Source organism: Endobacterium panacihumi (genome assembly GCF_050847465.1).
GTDB lineage: Bacteria > Pseudomonadota > Alphaproteobacteria > Rhizobiales > Rhizobiaceae > Neorhizobium > Neorhizobium panacihumi.
The window spans coordinates 299,656-314,669 of sequence record NZ_JBOZRA010000004.1 but is presented as its reverse complement, the minus strand read 5'-3'; the positions used below and the strand labels follow the sequence as shown (position 1 = coordinate 314,669).

The following is a 15,014-nucleotide window of genomic DNA, read 5'->3' as shown; positions in this document are numbered from 1 at the left end:
GGCATTATGTAATGAAGCCGATTTCAATCATCGTCGATTGCGATCCCGGTATCGATGACACGATTGCGCTTTTGACCGCATTCGTCTCGCCGGAACTGAAGATCCTTGGCATCACGCCGGTCAGCGGCAACCAGCCGCTGGAGCGCACGGTGCGCAATGCGCTGCAGGTTTGCGAACTCGGCAACCGAACCGATATTCCCGTCTATGCCGGCTGTTTCCGGCCGATCATGCGCGAGCCGATCCATGGCCAGTTCCATGGCAAGACCGGGCTTGGCAATACCACGCTGCCGGATCCAGTCAAAAAGGCGGAAGAGATGTCCGCCGTCGATTTTCTGATCGAAACGCTCGGCAAGGCTGCCGAAACCGGTGAGCGCATCACGCTCTGCTGCCTTGGTCCGATGACCAATGTGGCTGTTGCCCTGCGGATGAAACCGCAGCTGGCGGACGGTATCGAGCGCATCGTCATGATGGGCGGCGCCTATCGCGAGCCGGGCAACCGCACGATGACCTCGGAATTCAACGTGCTCGCCGATCCGCATGCGGCGCATGTGGTGTTTTCCAGCGGCATCCCGATCGTGGCGCTGGCGCTCGATGCCACCCATCAGGTCATGCTGAAGCCGGAACATGTCGCCGAATTTTCGCGCGTCAGCGGCCGTATTTCCGAAACGCTCGCCGAACTCATGGCCTTCTGGGACCGCAACGATGTCCGCCGTTACGGCTCGCGCGGTGGACCGCTGCATGATCCGCTGGTCATGGCCTATCTCCTCGCACCGCATCTGTTTGAAACGCAGAAAGCGCGCGTTTTCGTCGAATACGAAAGCGAGCTCTGCATGGGCCAGACGATTGCCGACTGGTACGGCAAGAGCGGATTGGAGCCGAATGCCGACATCGTCACCAAGGTCGATGCGGAAGGCGTGATCGCCTTCTTCCTCGAGCGCCTGTCGCGTTACGCCGAAGAGAAGGTTCTCGCATGAAACCCCACAAGGTCATCATCGATGCGGATCCGGGCGTGGACGATGCCGCCGCGATCCTGATGGCGCTTGCCTCGCCGGAAATCGAGGTCCTCGGCCTGTCGATCGTGGCCGGCAATGTTTCGCTCGAACATACCGTCACCAATGCCTGCAAGCTGGTGGGCGTCAGCGGTCGTCGTGACGTGCCGGTTTTTGCCGGTGCCAGCGGTCCTTTAGTGCGCGAGCAGGTTTATGGCAAATATGCCCGTATCGGCTCGTTTGACGACAAGCTGGTCAAGGCCGGTGATATTGTGCCTGCCGAAGAGAGCGCGATCCAGTTCATCACCCGGACGGCCCGCGCGGCCGCAACGGCGGGTGAACAGATCACCATCTGTGCCATCGGCCCGCTGACCAATGTGGCGCTGGCGCTGATCCAGCATCCGGATGTGGCGCGCGGTATCCGCCAGATCGTCTCCATGGGCGGCGCTTTTACGGCACTTGGTCACCGCACCCCTTGGGCGGAATTCAACATCTATGCCGATCCGCATGCGGCCGAGATCGTTTTCCAGTCCGGTGTGCCGATCGTGCTGATGCCGCTCGACATGACCTTTCAGGCTCTCTTTACCGCCGACCATTTCGAGCGCTTTCGCGCGGGCGGCGAGGCCGGAGCGGCACTCTACAATCTCTTCACCACCTTCGACCGCAGCGACGAAAAACGTTTTGGTCGTCCGGGCGGGCCGATCCATGATGCGACGACGATCGCCTGGCTCATCCGCCCCGAACTGTTCACCAGCCGCGAGGCTTTTGTCGGCGTGCAGGTCACAGGCCTGACGATGGGTTATACCTATGCCGATTTCTACAAGAAGATGGACCGGCCGGCCAACGCCACCGTCGTCACCGATGTCGACGAGACCGGGTTCATCGAATTGCTGATCGAGCGCATTGCCCGCCATGGCGGCGAAGCGCCCGGTGCAAGAACGATGGGAGGCTCACACGCATGAGCGGATATCTCTTAAGCCGGTCTCTGCAGACCGTGCTCACACTTTTCGTCATGTCGGTTCTGGTCTTTGCCGGCCTCTTTCTCGTTGGCAACCCGGTCGACGTGCTGCTGAGCCCCACTGCGACACCGGCCGAGCGCATGCAGGTCATCCAGGCCTTTGGTCTCGATAAATCCGTCTGGGAACAGTACTGGATCTTTTTGACCAATGCGCTGTCGGGTGATCTCGGCAATTCCTTCGTGTTCAATCAGCCGGCCCTGACGCTGATCATGAACCGCATGCCGGCGACGCTGGAACTGGCCTTCGTCGCCTTGTTCATGGCGCTGGTCATCGGCATTCCGCTCGGCGTTTACGCCGGCCTGAAGCCGAAAGGCTTTGTTTCCAAATCGATCATGACCTTCTCGATCCTCGGCTTCAGCCTGCCGACCTTCTGGATCGGCCTCGTGATGATCATGTATTTCAGCGTCTATCTCGGCTGGCTGCCGTCCTCGGGGCGTGGCGATACCGTCAATGTGCTCGGTGTGCCGCTCTCCATGTTCACGCTCGATGGCCTGTCGCATCTGTTCCTGCCGGCCTTCAATCTGGCGCTGTTCAAGATCTCGCTCGTCATCCGCCTCACCCGCGCCGGCGTGATGGAAACCATGCAGCTCGATTTTGTGCGTTTCGCCCGCGCCAAGGGCCTGACGGAGCGCCGCATCGTCACCGTGCACGTGCTGAAAAACACGCTGATCCCGCTGATCACCGTGATCGGCCTCGAACTCGGGTCGCTGATCGCTTTTGCCGTCGTCACCGAAACCATCTTTGCATGGCCGGGCATGGGCAAGCTGATCATCGACGCCATCGGCGTTCTCGATCGCCCCGTCATCCTCGCCTACCTGATGATCACCGTTGTGATGTTCAGCGTCATCAATCTGCTGGTCGACATCCTTTATTCGATCGTCGATCCCCGCGTCCGTCTTGAGGGGAACTCGTGATGACCGAAAACAATTCGACCTCGACCACCTCGGTGCATGCGGCCGCCAATAGCGGCGCGAAATCCACCTCGCGCTCTCCGACACGCGAAGTCGTCTATGCCCTGCTGCACGACAAGCTGGCGCTGCTCGGCATCGTGGTGGTGACGATCTTCATCCTCGCCGCCGTGTTCGCACCGCTGATCGCGCCGCAGAACCCGTATGATCTGGCGCAGCTCGATATTCTCGACGGTCGTCTGGCTCCGGGCTCGGAAAGCATGTCGGGCATGACCTACATGCTCGGCACGGATACTCAAGGGCGCGACCTGTTCAGCGCCATTCTCTACGGCCTGCGCACCAGTATCCTCGTCGGTCTTTCCAGTGCCGCAATCGCGCTCGTGATCGGCGCTTCGATCGGTCTCACCAGCGCCTATGTCGGCGGCCGCACGGATTCGATCCTGATGCGTATCGTCGATATCCAGCTCAGCTTCCCGGCCATCCTGATCGCGCTGATTTTTCTCGCCATTCTCGGCCAGGGCGTCGACAAGATCATTCTGGCGCTGGTCGTCACGCAGTGGGCCTATTACGCCCGCACCATCCGTGGTTCGGCGTTGATCGAGCGCAAGCGCGCCTATGTCGATGCCGCCCGTTCGATGGCGCTGCCGGATCGCAGCATCCTGTTCCGCCATATCCTGCCGAACTGCCTGCCGCCGCTGATCGTCGTCGCCACCATGCGCGTCGCCTATGCCATCATGCTGGAAGCAACGCTCTCCTTCCTCGGTATCGGTCTGCCGGTCACCGAACCGTCGCTCGGCCTGCTGATTTCGAACGGTTTCGAATACCTGCTGTCCGGTGACTACTGGATCAGCTTCTTTCCGGGCATCGCCCTCCTGTTGCTCATCGTCGCGATCAACCTGATCGGCGATGCATTGCGCGACATCCTCAATCCGCGTCGTGAGGGCTAAGATCATGACAAATCCCATTCTCAAGATCTCCAACCTCAACACGGCTTTCCGGGTCGGCAACGAATGGCGCAATGTCGTGAACGATGTTAGCTTCGACATCGCCCCGAAGGAGACGGTTGCCGTCGTCGGCGAGAGCGGTTCCGGCAAAAGCGTCACGGCCATGTCGATCATGCGGCTTCTGTCGCCCGGCAACTCGCGGGTAACGGGCAAGATCGAGTTCGAAGGCAAGGACCTGCTTTCCATCCCGCTCGACGACATGCAAAAGATCCGTGGCAATCGCATCGGCATGATTTTTCAGGAGCCGATGACCTCGCTCAACCCCGTTCTGAAGATCGGCGATCAGATCACCGAAGTGCTGCGCCAGCATCGCGGTATGTCGGAGGCTCAGGCGCAGGCGGAAGCCGTGCGGCTTCTCGAAAAGGTTCGTATTCCGTCGGCGAAATCCCGCCTCAACGAATATCCGATGAATTTTTCGGGCGGCATGCGCCAGCGCGTCGTCATCGCCATCGCGCTTGCTTGTGATCCAAAGCTGCTGATCGCTGACGAGCCGACAACCGCGCTCGACGTCACCATTCAGGCGCAGATTCTGGAACTGATCAAGACGCTGCAGGAAGAAGAGGGCATGTCGGTCCTCTTCATCACCCACGACATGGGCGTGGTCGCGGAAATTTCCGACCGCACCGTCGTCATGTATCGCGGCGAGCAAGTCGAGACCGGCACGACGCACGATCTCTTCGCCGGCGCCAAACATCCGTATACGCGCGCACTTCTGTCGGCGGTACCACAGCTTGGTTCGATGACAGGAAAAGATCGTCCACTGCGTTTCCCGCATGTCGATATGGCAACGGGTGAGATCCATCCGGTCAAGCCAACCGAAGACACCGTCAAGCGCGATCAGCCGCCGATCCTCAAGGTCGACAACCTGATCACCCGCTTCCCGGTAAAACAGGGTTTTCTGCGCAAGACGATCGGCCGTATCCACGCGGTCGAAGGCGTTTCGCTGGAACTGCGTCAGGGCGAAACCCTGTCGCTGGTCGGCGAGAGCGGTTGCGGCAAATCCACGACCGGCCGTTCGATCATTCGTCTCACAGACCCGGTTTCCGGTGAAGTGCAGATCGACGGCAAGAACGTGCTGAAGGCTGGTAAGTCTGAACTGACGGATATCCGCCGCGAAGCGCAGATGATCTTTCAGGATCCGTTCGAAAGCCTCAATCCGCGCATTCGTGTCGGTCAGGCGATCGCCGAGCCGATGATCACCCATGGTCTGGTCAGCGCATCGAACGCGCGTGACCGGGTTGGCGAACTGCTGGAGCGTGTCGGCCTCGCGGCTTCGATGGCGGATCGTTTTGCGCACGAGTTTTCCGGTGGCCAGCGTCAGCGCGTCTGCATCGCCCGTGCGCTTGCGCTTGAACCGAAACTGCTGATCGCCGACGAGTCCGTCTCGGCGCTCGATGTGTCGGTCAAGGCGCAGGTCATCAATCTGATGCTCGACCTGCAGGAGAAATACGGCCTCGGTTACCTCTTCATCAGCCATGACATGGCCGTTGTCGAGCGCATCAGCCACCGTGTCGCGGTCATGTATCTCGGCGAAATCGTCGAGATCGGCCCGCGTCAGGCCGTGTTCGAGAACCCGCAGCACGATTACACCAAGCGCCTGATGGCGGCGGTGCCGATCGCCGATCCGTCGCGCCGGCAGACGCGCCGTATCTCGAACGACGAGATCAAGAGCCCGTTCCGCGCCGCCGACTACGTTCCTCCGAAGCGCACGTATGAAGAAGCCGGCGAAGGCCACTTCGTTCAGGTCGCCTAAAGGAAAAATGACATGATCATCACCTTCGGCTCCATCAACGTCGACTTCGTCTACGAGGTCGAAGAGATGCCGCAACCGGGCCAGACACTTCTTGCCAAAAGGTTCCGCACGGAATCCGGTGGCAAAGGTGCCAATCAGGCGCTGGCGGCGGCACGGGATGGCGCCGAGGTGGTGATGGTTGGCGCTGTCGGCAACGACAGTCTGGCCGAAATCGGCCTTCAAAACCTCACGGCGACGACCGACATCAGCCGTGTTGCGCGTGTGGATGCGCCGACCGGCAATGCGTCGATCCATATCGATGCTGCCGGACGCAACATGATCGTGGTTGCCGCAGGTGCCAATCTTTCCGCGTCTTCTGATGCGGTGGAAGAGGACCTGTTGCAGCGGGCCAATGTCGTTCTCCTGCAGATGGAAAACGATGTGGCGGAGGTTGAAAAGCTGATCCGCCGAACGCTTGCAGTCAAGGCGACGTCGATCCTCAATCTTGCGCCCGCATTTCCTCTGCCGCAGCAGGTTCTGTCGCTGTGCGATCTGATCGTGGTCAACGAGGATGAGGCGGAAGCGCTCGCCGGTTGGCTGGGTTGCGGCGCATCGGCTGAGGCGTTGTCCGCGCATCTCGATACCGGCGTTCTTCGCACGCTGGGCGGGGATGGTGCGGAAGCCTGTGCTTTCGGTGAGGTCATCCGTATCGCGGCCATGCCGGTCGACGTGAAGGATACAACGGCCGCCGGAGATTGCTTTGTCGGCGTTCTGGCTTCGGCTCTTGACCGCGGTCTGCCGCTCAAATCGGCGATGGAGCGAGCGTCGATCGCAGCCGGCCTCGCCTGTTCTCGGTCCGGCAGTCAGAACAGCATCCCCCATTCGGATGCGACGAATATGATCGCTGAGCGAAAATGACGGCATATCCCGCGTTGCGCGGTTGATGGTCGCGCGTTTGCTGCTTACGGCTCGCCGAAGCCACCGGTTCATCTCATCAGAAACACGCCGCCGCCACTGGACATCAGCCGTGGCGCACGCGCACCCTCCTGCGCCTCGTCGCCATCATTCGTATCGCCCAACGTGCCGGCATTTCGCTTTCCGAAATCAAGACCACGCTTGCGCCTCTGCCGGAGGGACGTCCTCCCAACGCCGCGGAATGGCACACGCTTTCCTCGAACTGGAAGAACCAGCTCGAGGAGCGGCTCACTGCCCTGACACAGTTACGCGACGAGTTGGAAGGTTGCATCGGCTGCGGATGCCTGTCTCTGAAAGACTGTCCACTGCGTACCCAAGGATGAATTGGACAAGGGTGCGATTGGCGCGGTTCTTCTCCAGAAAAGCTGACATTCTGAGCGACGTGGGCCTCAACTGATGCCCCGTATGACCGGGTTTCATCCGCATTACGGAAAATGGCGGTTGGCCAGAATGTGCTCCACGCCGCTGTGAATATGCCGCTGCAGACTTTGTTTGGCGGCCTTGGCGTCTCTTTTCAGAGCGATCGCGAACAGCAGCCGGTGGTCATCGACCACGGCTTGCCCGCGGAAGTTTTGGGCCAGCATGTGATATCGCAAAAACCGGTCGAACACGGAGGACAGGCTTTGCATCAGCGTCGCCGAATTGCAGGCCGAGATGATCGCCTGATGGAACTCCCAGTCACACCTTACCCAATCGATGGTCTGTGACGTATCGCCGGACAGAAGTGTTCTTTCCGCTGCGGCCAGCCGGTGATGGGCCGCCACGATGCGGCCTTCCCATTCCAGATCTCCGGCGGCGAATGACAATTCGATTGCGTGACACTCCAGCAGGATGCGCAGATCGGCAAGTTCCATCAGTTCCTGCCGCGAAACCGGGCTGACTTCAAACCCGCGCTGCCCTTCGGCAATTACCAGATTTTCGGCCGTCAGCCGGTAAAGGATTTCACGCAAGGACGAAACACTGACCGCATATCGTTGCCTTGCCTGTTCGAGCTTGACCTTGCTGCCCGGCGGCAGCACGCCGAGAATGATGTCCTCGCGTATCCGGTTGAAGACGGAATCGCTGACCGTCTGGCTCATATCGGTCTCACGCAAGGGCGGGGCCATCTCCCGTCTGGTCACCTTCCTATCCATGTGCCAATGGCTTTCTTGCGAGCGCGTGTTCCACACCGCCTTGAATATGCTGGGCGAGAAGTTTTTGCGCCGTCACCTGGTCGCGGTTCATGGCCGCATCGAGAAGCTTCTGGTGTTCGTCGGCTGCCACCTCCCCGCGGTAGGATAGGGCGACCATCTGGTAACGCAGATATTTGTCGAACACGACCGCATGTGTGTCCATCAGCAGTTTCGAACCGCAGGCAGAAATCAGCGCCTGATGGAATTCCCAGTCATAGCGTTTCCAGTCCTCGGCTTGGCTGGTATCGCCGGAGGCCATCACCTGCTCCATACGGGCAAGCTTGTAATGGGCCGAGACCAGTTTCGATTCCCAATCGACGCCGCCATTCTTGAACGATTGCTCAAGCGCATGGCTTTCCAGAAGAAGCCGCAGTTCGGCCGTCTCACGCAGATCCGCTTCCGAAATGCCTGCAACCTCGAAACCGCGTTGACCCTCTGCCGTCACAAGCCCCTCCGAAGACAGGCGGTTCAGGATTTCGCGAAGCGTGCTGACGCTGGTGGCGTAATCGTCCTTGAGTTTGTCGAGTTTCAGTTTCCGGCCTGGAAGCAGGCGCCCGAAAATGATGTCTGCACGAATACGCCTGTAGGTGCTTTCGGCGACGGTTTCATGCGTGGTATCGGCTGGCATGTTCGAATCTCGGGCATTATTCTGATCCTCATATAGTCGGCCAAACGCCATCTGCTCAAACGATATCGTCATTTCCGCGCTGCTTTCGGGTGGGCTTACGATTTTGGAAGCCCTTCAGGGCGAAGCGACTTCTTGAGGGCCGCGATACGGAAGATGGCATTGGCGGCGCCATAACCGCGATAGCCGCTGCGCTGCACGATCTCGAAAAAGAAACCCTCTCCGAATGTTGTGCTGTAGAGCTGGAAATATTCGCCGTTATCGTCGCGATCATAAAGAATATTGTCTGCCTTCAAGCGTTCGGTCAGACCGGGATCAAGACCGAAACGCGCCTCGACATCTCCGTAATAATTTGGCGAAATCGGCAGCGGCTTGAAGCCATTCGTTCTTAGCGCTGCCGCAGTGGCGAAGATGTCGTCGGTGTGAAAGGCGATGTGCTGGATGCCCGAGCCGAATTTTTCCGCGATAAAATGGCCTGCCAGCGTGCGGCGGTTTTCCGCTCCATTGAGGGTGAGACGCAGGCTGCCGGATGTGTTTTCCACCACCTGACTGCGCACGACGCCGGCGGGGTCGATAATATCCACCATTGGTGTTTTGTGAGCGTCAAAGATAGACGTGTAAAACAGCAGCCAGGTCAGCATTTCGTCGTAGGCGACCGTCTGTGCGACATGGTCGATATGCCGAAGATGGGTTGGATCGACGGCCGTTTCGTCCATGGCGGGTACAAAATCGATCTCGGCAAACCGTCCGAGATCACTGTGGTCATCAATCAGATAGATCAGCCCGCCACCGACGCCACGAATGGCGGGAATCTCCATTTCCCCTTCCGCGACTTCCTGCACGAAAGGTTCGCCATCGAGGGCAATGGCGCGGGAAAAGGCTTGGCGGGCATCGTCTACGATGAGCGCGACCGCATAGGCAGAGGTGCCATGGACGGCAAAGGAGGCGTTGGCAAAACCCTGTTCATCGGTGTTGAGCAGTAGGCGAATGTCTCCCTGCTCGAACAGCGAGACTTCCTTGCTGCGATGTTTCGCCGTCCTGCGAAAACCCAGCGTGCGCAGGATAGATGTGAGGTTGTGTGCATCCTGTTTATCTGCCGAAAACTCGACGAAACCGATGCCCTTTACCACAGCTTTGTCCGGCATGGCGGGGACGGACAAGGATGCGGCTTCCGTTTTACGGCGCACTTGATCGCCGAGATAGATCAGCGAACGATGTCCATCGGCGGCGATCGCCTTCGGTGAGCCGCCGCGGAACTGGTCGTTGAAAATCTCCAGCGACAGATAGCCGTTATACCCGGTTGCCGCGATCGCGGCGGTAAAGTCCGAAACGGGGAGGTCGCCTTCTCCCGGCATGTTGCGGAAATGCCGTGACCAGTAGAGCAGATCCATCTCGATCAACGGCGCATCGGCCAGTTGCACGATGAAAATCTTGTCTTTGGGAATGGAGCGGATCGAGTTGATGTCTATTTTCCGCGACAGCGTGTGAAAACTGTCGAGAATGATGCCGATATTGGTATGGTCGGCGCGGCGGACGATTTCCCATGCATCGCGATGATCGTTGATGTGTTTTCCCCAGGCGAGCGCCTCGTAACCCACGCGCAGGCCGCGCTTGGCGGCGCGCTCGCCAAGCGCGTGAAAATCCGCCGCGGCGCGATCTATACCGCCGAGGGAGACGGGTGAAACGTTCGAGCAGACGAGCACGAGATCGGTTCCCAATTCCTGCATGATGTCGAACTTGCGTTCCGCACGATCAAAAGTGCGGCTGCGCAGCGGTTCCGGCATGCCTTCGAAATCGCGGAATGGCTGGAATAAAGTGATTTCAAGCCCATGATTGCGCACCATCCGGCCGACATCGGCAGGGCTGCCGTCAAACGCCAGAAAGTCGTTTTCGAAAATCTCCACGCCGTCGAAACCTGCCGCAGCAATGGCTGCCAGCTTTTCGGGAAACTCTCCGCTGATCGATACGGTGGCAATCGATGTCTTCATACCGTCCTCCTCGCAAAGCTCCTCCCGAGCCATAAGGTTTCATATAATGGATTTGCCATTTTATGCGCAAATGCAAAATATCATATATTTTTGATAAACTATGTTGAAATTGAAAGTCTCTCGTGCCAATTTGATAAATGTCAGCAGGAGGAGCTGGCAGGCCGCAGGGCCGTCAAGAGGAGGAGCACCATGTTCAAACTTACGTTGAAGCGCCGTCAGGCGCTGCTGGGCGCGCTCGCGCTCGCCGCTGCAACGTCGCTGGCTCAGCCGGCTGCGGCAATCACGCCGGACGAAATCAAGGCCAGAGGCAAGCTCATTGTCGGCATTCAGGGCGACAATCCGCCTTGGGGCTTTGTCACCAGCGCCGGCAAGCAGGATGGGTTCGATTCAGAAATGGGCGCGCTTTTCGCCAAGGAACTCGGCGTCGAAGTCGAATTCGTGCCGCTCGAAGTCAATAACCGCATTCCGGCGCTGACATCCGGGCGTGTCGATATCCTGTTTGCCACCATGGCGATGTTGCCGGATCGCGCGAAGGCCGTGCAGTTCAGCCAGCCTTACAATGCCAATGCCATCGTGTTGATCGGACCAAAGGACAAGTCCATCAAGAGCAACGAGGATATGGCCGGCCTGACCATCAGCGTCGCCAAAGGTGCGGCGCAGGATACGCAGGTCACCAAAAATGCACCGTCCACCGCAACCATCCGCCGCTATGACGGTGATGCGGCTAGCGTCCAGGCGCTTGCCTCGGGCCAGACGGACGCCCTTGGCGGCAACATCTTCTACATGGACCGTGTCGAAAAGGCCGTGCCCGGCAAGTTTGAAAACAAGCTTGAATTCCAAAAGCTCTATAACGGCGCCTGCACGCGTCTGGGCGAGAAGGAAATCAATGTCGCGGTGAATGCGTTCATCGACAAGATCAAGGCCAATGGTGAGCTGAAGAAAATCTACGACAAGTGGATGAAGGTGCCGGTGCCGGAATTCCCCAAAAGCCTTGAAGGCATTTCGTTCACGGCGAACTGACGGGTTCATCCTTTTTGAGCGCTTACGAGGCGGCGTGCTGAAAAATGCCACGCCAGTGCCGGTGCCGGGCTTTCATGCCATGGCGCCGGCGCCGCTGGAGCCAATTTCATGAGCAAGACCATCTTCATTCTCAACGGTCCCAACCTCAACTTGCTGGGTGAGCGGGAGCCTGAAATCTATGGCACGACGACATTGTCCGATATCCGCGAAGCCTGTCAGGCGAAGGCGGAGGCACTCGGCTTTGCGATCGACTTCCGACAGACCAATTTTGAAGGCGAACTGGTGGAATCCGTTCATCAGGCACGCCGCGAAGCCTGCGGCATCATCATCAATCCGGCGGCCTACACGTTCACGTCCATCGCACTTCTGGATTCCCTGAAGATGTTCGATCGCCCCAAGATCGAATTGCATATCTCCAACGTGCATGCACGCGAAAGCATCTACCATAACTCGCTGATTTCGCGCACCGCGACCGGCATCATGATTGGGTTCGGTGCGCGAGGTTACGAGCTTGCCATAGAGGCGATGGCCGGCATGGTCGTGCCGTCCTGAGGCGTATCTGCAGGAAAAACCATGAACTACACTCTGGATTTCACACCGGTTATCGACGGCCTGCCGGATCTGCTGGCGGCGTGTCTGGGTACATTCACGCTGGCGATCTGCGGCATGCTTCTGGCCATTGTCATCGGTATCGGTGGCGTGGTGTTGCGCCAGTCGCCGCTCAGGCCGGTGCGCTGGATCGTGATCGCTTTTGTCGAGATCATCCGAAACACACCGTTCCTGGTGCAGATATTCTTCATCTATTTCGCGCTGCCGCTGGCCGGTATCCGGCTCGATCCGACGCCGACCGCCATCATCGCGCTCGGCATCAATGGCGGCGCTTATGCGATCGAGATCATTCGTGGCGGGGTGCAATCCATCTCGAAAGGCCAGATGGAAGCCGGCTTGGCGCTGGGTCTGCACAAGGCGCAGGTGTTCCGGCTGATCATCCTGAAACCGGCGTTGCGGGCGATCTACCCCTCGCTCACCAGCCAGTTCGTGCTGCTGACGCTGTCGACAAGCATCGCCTCGGCCATTTCGGCCTACGAGTTGACCTCCGTATCGCAGCGGATCGAGTCCGACAGCTTTCGCAGTTTTGAGGTCTATTTCACGGTGACCGCCTTCTATCTCGTCATATCCTGGGTGATGATGCGCATCTTCGCGCTCTTCTCCGCCCGTTATTTCAGCTATCCGGTCAAGTGAGGAGAGCGCACAATGGGTCGCGATGAATTTCTCTTCCTTCTGATCGGTCTGAAATGGACGGTTGCCCTGTCGGTCGTCGCCTTCGTGTGCGGCTGTATCGCCGGATTGGCTGTCGCGTTGGCGCGCACATCCGGCATTGCAATTATTGAACGCATCACCGCCGGATACATTGCCGTGTTTCAAGGCACGCCGCTCCTGATGCAGCTTTTTGTCGTCTATTACGGCCTGGCGTTGATCGGCATCAAGATGGATGCCTGGGCCGCCGTCTCCGTCGGTTTGACGTTGCATGCCAGCGCCTATCTTGGTGAAATCTGGCGCGGTTCGATCGAAGCCGTGCCGCGCGGCCAGACCGAGGCGGCAAAAGCGCTTGCCCTGCGCTATGTGTCACGCATGAAGGATGTCGTGCTGCCGCAGGCGATCCGTATTTCGCTGCCGGCAACGATCGGTTTCCTCGTGCAGCTGATCAAGGGGACGTCTCTTGCCTCGATCGTCGGCTTCACCGAACTCACGCGCGCCGGCAACATCATCTCCAACCAGATCTTTCAGCCGATCACCGTCTTCGGGGTCGTCGGCATTCTCTACTTCCTGATGTGTTGCCCGCTGACGATCTACGGCGCTCACCTGGAACGCAAATTCGCGACGTCGGCCCGCTAGCGGCGAGCCTCGTTTTTCTCTGCCGCTCCTGCAACGGCGATTTTGGAGTTTTACCCATGACCCAGGCTGTGATCCGAACGGATGGTCCCGAGCCGATGATCACCATGACAGGCGTCGGCAAGTGGTATGGCGCTTTCCAGGCGCTGCACAATGTCGACATCACCGTCAGCAGGGGCGAAAGGATCGTGCTCTGTGGTCCATCCGGTAGCGGCAAATCCACGCTCATCCGCTGCATCAATCATCTTGAAGCCTATCAGGAAGGTGAGATCCGCGTTGGCGGCATGCTGCTCGGGCATGAATCGAAAACCATTGATGCCGTGCGCCGGGAGGTTGGTATGGTGTTCCAGCAGTTCAACCTCTTCCCGCATTTGACGGTGCTGCAGAACTGCATGCTGGCGCCGGTCAAGGCGCTGGGCATGAGCAAGGCCGAAGCCGAGGCGCGGGCGCGGCAGCTTTTGGAACGTGTGAAGATATCCGAGCAGGCGGACAAGTATCCGGCCCAGCTTTCGGGTGGCCAGCAGCAGCGCGTCGCCATTGCAAGGGCGCTCTGCATGCGCCCGCAGGTCATGCTGTTCGATGAACCGACATCGGCGCTGGATCCGGAAATGGTCAAGGAAGTGCTGGATACGATGATCGCGCTGGCCGAAGAGGGCATGACGATGATCTGCGTCACGCACGAAATGGGGTTTGCCCGCCAGGTTGCCGACCGCGTCATCTTCATGGCCAGCGGCGCGATTGTCGAAGAGGCGCCGCCCGCCGAATTTTTCTCCAATCCGCAGCACGAGCGCACTCGAAAATTCCTGGGCGAGATTCTCGGCCGGCATTGAGGGATTTGGGGGGAACGGCCGATGATCAACGGCAATACGAAACTCATCGCTCATCTCGGTTTTCCGACGCATACGTTCAAGGCGCCATTGATCTACAATCCGTATTTCGAGAAAAACGACATTGATGCCGTGGTTGTGCCGATGGGATGCCGGCCGGAGGATTTTTCCTCCTTTCTGAAACATGTTTTTCGTCTGTCGAATATCCACGGCGCGCTGATCACCATGCCCTATAAGATCGCAACCATGGGGCTGCTCGACGAAGTGTCCAAAAATGCGCAGGTGGCTGGCGCCTGCAATGCGGTGAAACTGGATAAGGAAGGCCGCCTTGTCGGTGATATGTTCGATGGCGAGGGGTTCGTGCGCGGGGTCTTGCGGCGTGGACGCCGGATCGAAGGGGCGCGGGCGATCATGGCCGGGGCAGGGGGCGTCGGGTCGGCGATCGCCGCATCGCTCGCCAGGGCCGGTCTGGCAGAACTGGCTCTCAGCGATTCCGCGGCAGAAATGATGGAGGGGTTGGCTGACCGCCTGCGGCGGCATTACCCGGCCCTGACGGTCAAAACCGGGCTGTCTGATCCTGACGGTTACGACATCGTCATCAATGCCACACCGCTCGGCATGAACGACGGTGATCCTTTGCCCTTCGATGTTTCGCGCATCGCCTCGCAAGCCTTTGTCGGAGAGGTGGTCCTTTCCAGGGAGATCACGCCGTTCCTTGCGGCGGCACGCGGCCGTGGCTGCCAATATCAGGTCGGCACGGACATGCTGTTCGAACAGATCCCGGCTTATCTCGAGTTTTTCGACCTTCCCACGACAAGCGCCGAAGAACTTCGCGCCGTCGCAAAACTTCAGGGGAGATGAA

The 15,014-nt window shown here is 59.1% G+C and carries 15 protein-coding genes and 1 pseudogene; 13 read left to right on the top strand and 3 right to left on the bottom strand.

The window, feature by feature from the left end:
* The first annotated feature begins 11 nt into the window (after nucleotides 1-11).
* From ACRQ1B_RS19460 to ACRQ1B_RS19430, 7 genes and pseudogenes are all read left to right on the top strand, one after another.
* The gene (locus ACRQ1B_RS19460) at nucleotides 12-974 is read left to right on the top strand and encodes a nucleoside hydrolase (protein WP_432295641.1); all 963 of its coding nucleotides are present in this window, start codon (nucleotides 12-14) and stop codon (nucleotides 972-974) included.
* On the top strand, nucleotides 971-1,951 hold the full coding sequence (locus tag ACRQ1B_RS19455; RefSeq protein WP_432295640.1) for a nucleoside hydrolase: 981 nt from the start codon (nucleotides 971-973) through the stop codon (nucleotides 1,949-1,951). The genes ACRQ1B_RS19460 and ACRQ1B_RS19455 overlap by 4 nt, the downstream gene beginning before the upstream one ends.
* Nucleotides 1,948-2,922 (top strand): ABC transporter permease, encoded by a 975-nt coding sequence (locus ACRQ1B_RS19450; protein WP_432295639.1) that lies wholly within the window; start codon nucleotides 1,948-1,950, stop codon nucleotides 2,920-2,922. Before ACRQ1B_RS19455 ends, ACRQ1B_RS19450 begins: the two co-directional genes overlap by 4 nt.
* The gene (locus ACRQ1B_RS19445) at nucleotides 2,922-3,863 is read left to right on the top strand and encodes an ABC transporter permease (protein ID WP_432295638.1); all 942 of its coding nucleotides are present in this window, start codon (nucleotides 2,922-2,924) and stop codon (nucleotides 3,861-3,863) included. Before ACRQ1B_RS19450 ends, ACRQ1B_RS19445 begins: the two co-directional genes overlap by 1 nt.
* 4 nt (nucleotides 3,864-3,867) lie before the next feature.
* The gene (locus ACRQ1B_RS19440; RefSeq protein WP_432295637.1) at nucleotides 3,868-5,673 is read left to right on the top strand and encodes an ABC transporter ATP-binding protein; all 1,806 of its coding nucleotides are present in this window, start codon (nucleotides 3,868-3,870) and stop codon (nucleotides 5,671-5,673) included.
* Between the two features lie 12 nt (nucleotides 5,674-5,685).
* Nucleotides 5,686-6,570 carry a ribokinase gene (locus ACRQ1B_RS19435; RefSeq protein ID WP_432295636.1) on the top strand — a complete coding sequence of 295 codons (885 nt, stop codon included), beginning with the start codon at nucleotides 5,686-5,688 and terminating at the stop codon, nucleotides 6,568-6,570.
* 47 nt (nucleotides 6,571-6,617) lie between these two features.
* Nucleotides 6,618-6,950: pseudogene (locus tag ACRQ1B_RS19430) on the top strand (MerR family DNA-binding protein); the annotation flags it as partial.
* A gap of 102 nt (nucleotides 6,951-7,052) precedes the next feature.
* Here ACRQ1B_RS19430 and ACRQ1B_RS19425 read toward each other — a convergent pair.
* The 3 genes from ACRQ1B_RS19425 to ACRQ1B_RS19415 form a co-directional block, all read right to left on the bottom strand.
* Entirely contained in the window at nucleotides 7,053-7,733 is a 681-nt protein-coding gene (locus tag ACRQ1B_RS19425; protein ID WP_432295804.1) for a GntR family transcriptional regulator, read from the bottom strand.
* A 19-nt stretch (nucleotides 7,734-7,752) separates the two neighbouring features.
* A complete protein-coding gene (locus tag ACRQ1B_RS19420) occupies nucleotides 7,753-8,427 on the bottom strand; it encodes a GntR family transcriptional regulator (RefSeq protein ID WP_432295635.1) in 675 nt (224 codons plus the stop codon).
* A gap of 95 nt (nucleotides 8,428-8,522) precedes the next feature.
* Nucleotides 8,523-10,412 (bottom strand): bifunctional sugar phosphate isomerase/epimerase/4-hydroxyphenylpyruvate dioxygenase family protein, encoded by a 1,890-nt coding sequence (locus ACRQ1B_RS19415; protein WP_432295634.1) that lies wholly within the window; start codon nucleotides 10,410-10,412, stop codon nucleotides 8,523-8,525.
* A 189-nt stretch (nucleotides 10,413-10,601) separates the two neighbouring features.
* On the opposite strand from ACRQ1B_RS19415, the gene ACRQ1B_RS19410 reads away from it, so the two are divergent.
* The 6 genes from ACRQ1B_RS19410 to ACRQ1B_RS19385 all read left to right on the top strand — a co-directional run bounded on the left by ACRQ1B_RS19410 (nucleotide 10,602) and on the right by ACRQ1B_RS19385 (nucleotide 15,013).
* Nucleotides 10,602-11,432 carry a transporter substrate-binding domain-containing protein gene (locus ACRQ1B_RS19410; protein ID WP_432295633.1) on the top strand — a complete coding sequence of 277 codons (831 nt, stop codon included), beginning with the start codon at nucleotides 10,602-10,604 and terminating at the stop codon, nucleotides 11,430-11,432.
* A 108-nt stretch (nucleotides 11,433-11,540) separates the two neighbouring features.
* Nucleotides 11,541-11,984: a type II 3-dehydroquinate dehydratase gene (gene aroQ, locus ACRQ1B_RS19405; protein ID WP_432295632.1), complete on the top strand. Its 444-nt coding sequence runs from the start codon at nucleotides 11,541-11,543 to the stop codon at nucleotides 11,982-11,984.
* 21 nt (nucleotides 11,985-12,005) lie between these two features.
* The gene (locus ACRQ1B_RS19400; protein WP_432295631.1) at nucleotides 12,006-12,674 is read left to right on the top strand and encodes an amino acid ABC transporter permease; all 669 of its coding nucleotides are present in this window, start codon (nucleotides 12,006-12,008) and stop codon (nucleotides 12,672-12,674) included.
* 12 nt (nucleotides 12,675-12,686) lie between these two features.
* Nucleotides 12,687-13,328 carry an amino acid ABC transporter permease gene (locus tag ACRQ1B_RS19395; RefSeq protein WP_432295630.1) on the top strand — a complete coding sequence of 214 codons (642 nt, stop codon included), beginning with the start codon at nucleotides 12,687-12,689 and terminating at the stop codon, nucleotides 13,326-13,328.
* 95 nt (nucleotides 13,329-13,423) lie between these two features.
* Entirely contained in the window at nucleotides 13,424-14,155 is a 732-nt protein-coding gene (locus ACRQ1B_RS19390) for an amino acid ABC transporter ATP-binding protein (RefSeq protein ID WP_432295803.1), read from the top strand.
* 21 nt (nucleotides 14,156-14,176) lie between these two features.
* The gene (locus ACRQ1B_RS19385; protein WP_432295629.1) at nucleotides 14,177-15,013 is read left to right on the top strand and encodes a shikimate dehydrogenase family protein; all 837 of its coding nucleotides are present in this window, start codon (nucleotides 14,177-14,179) and stop codon (nucleotides 15,011-15,013) included.
* Nucleotide 15,014: the final 1 nt, after the last annotated feature.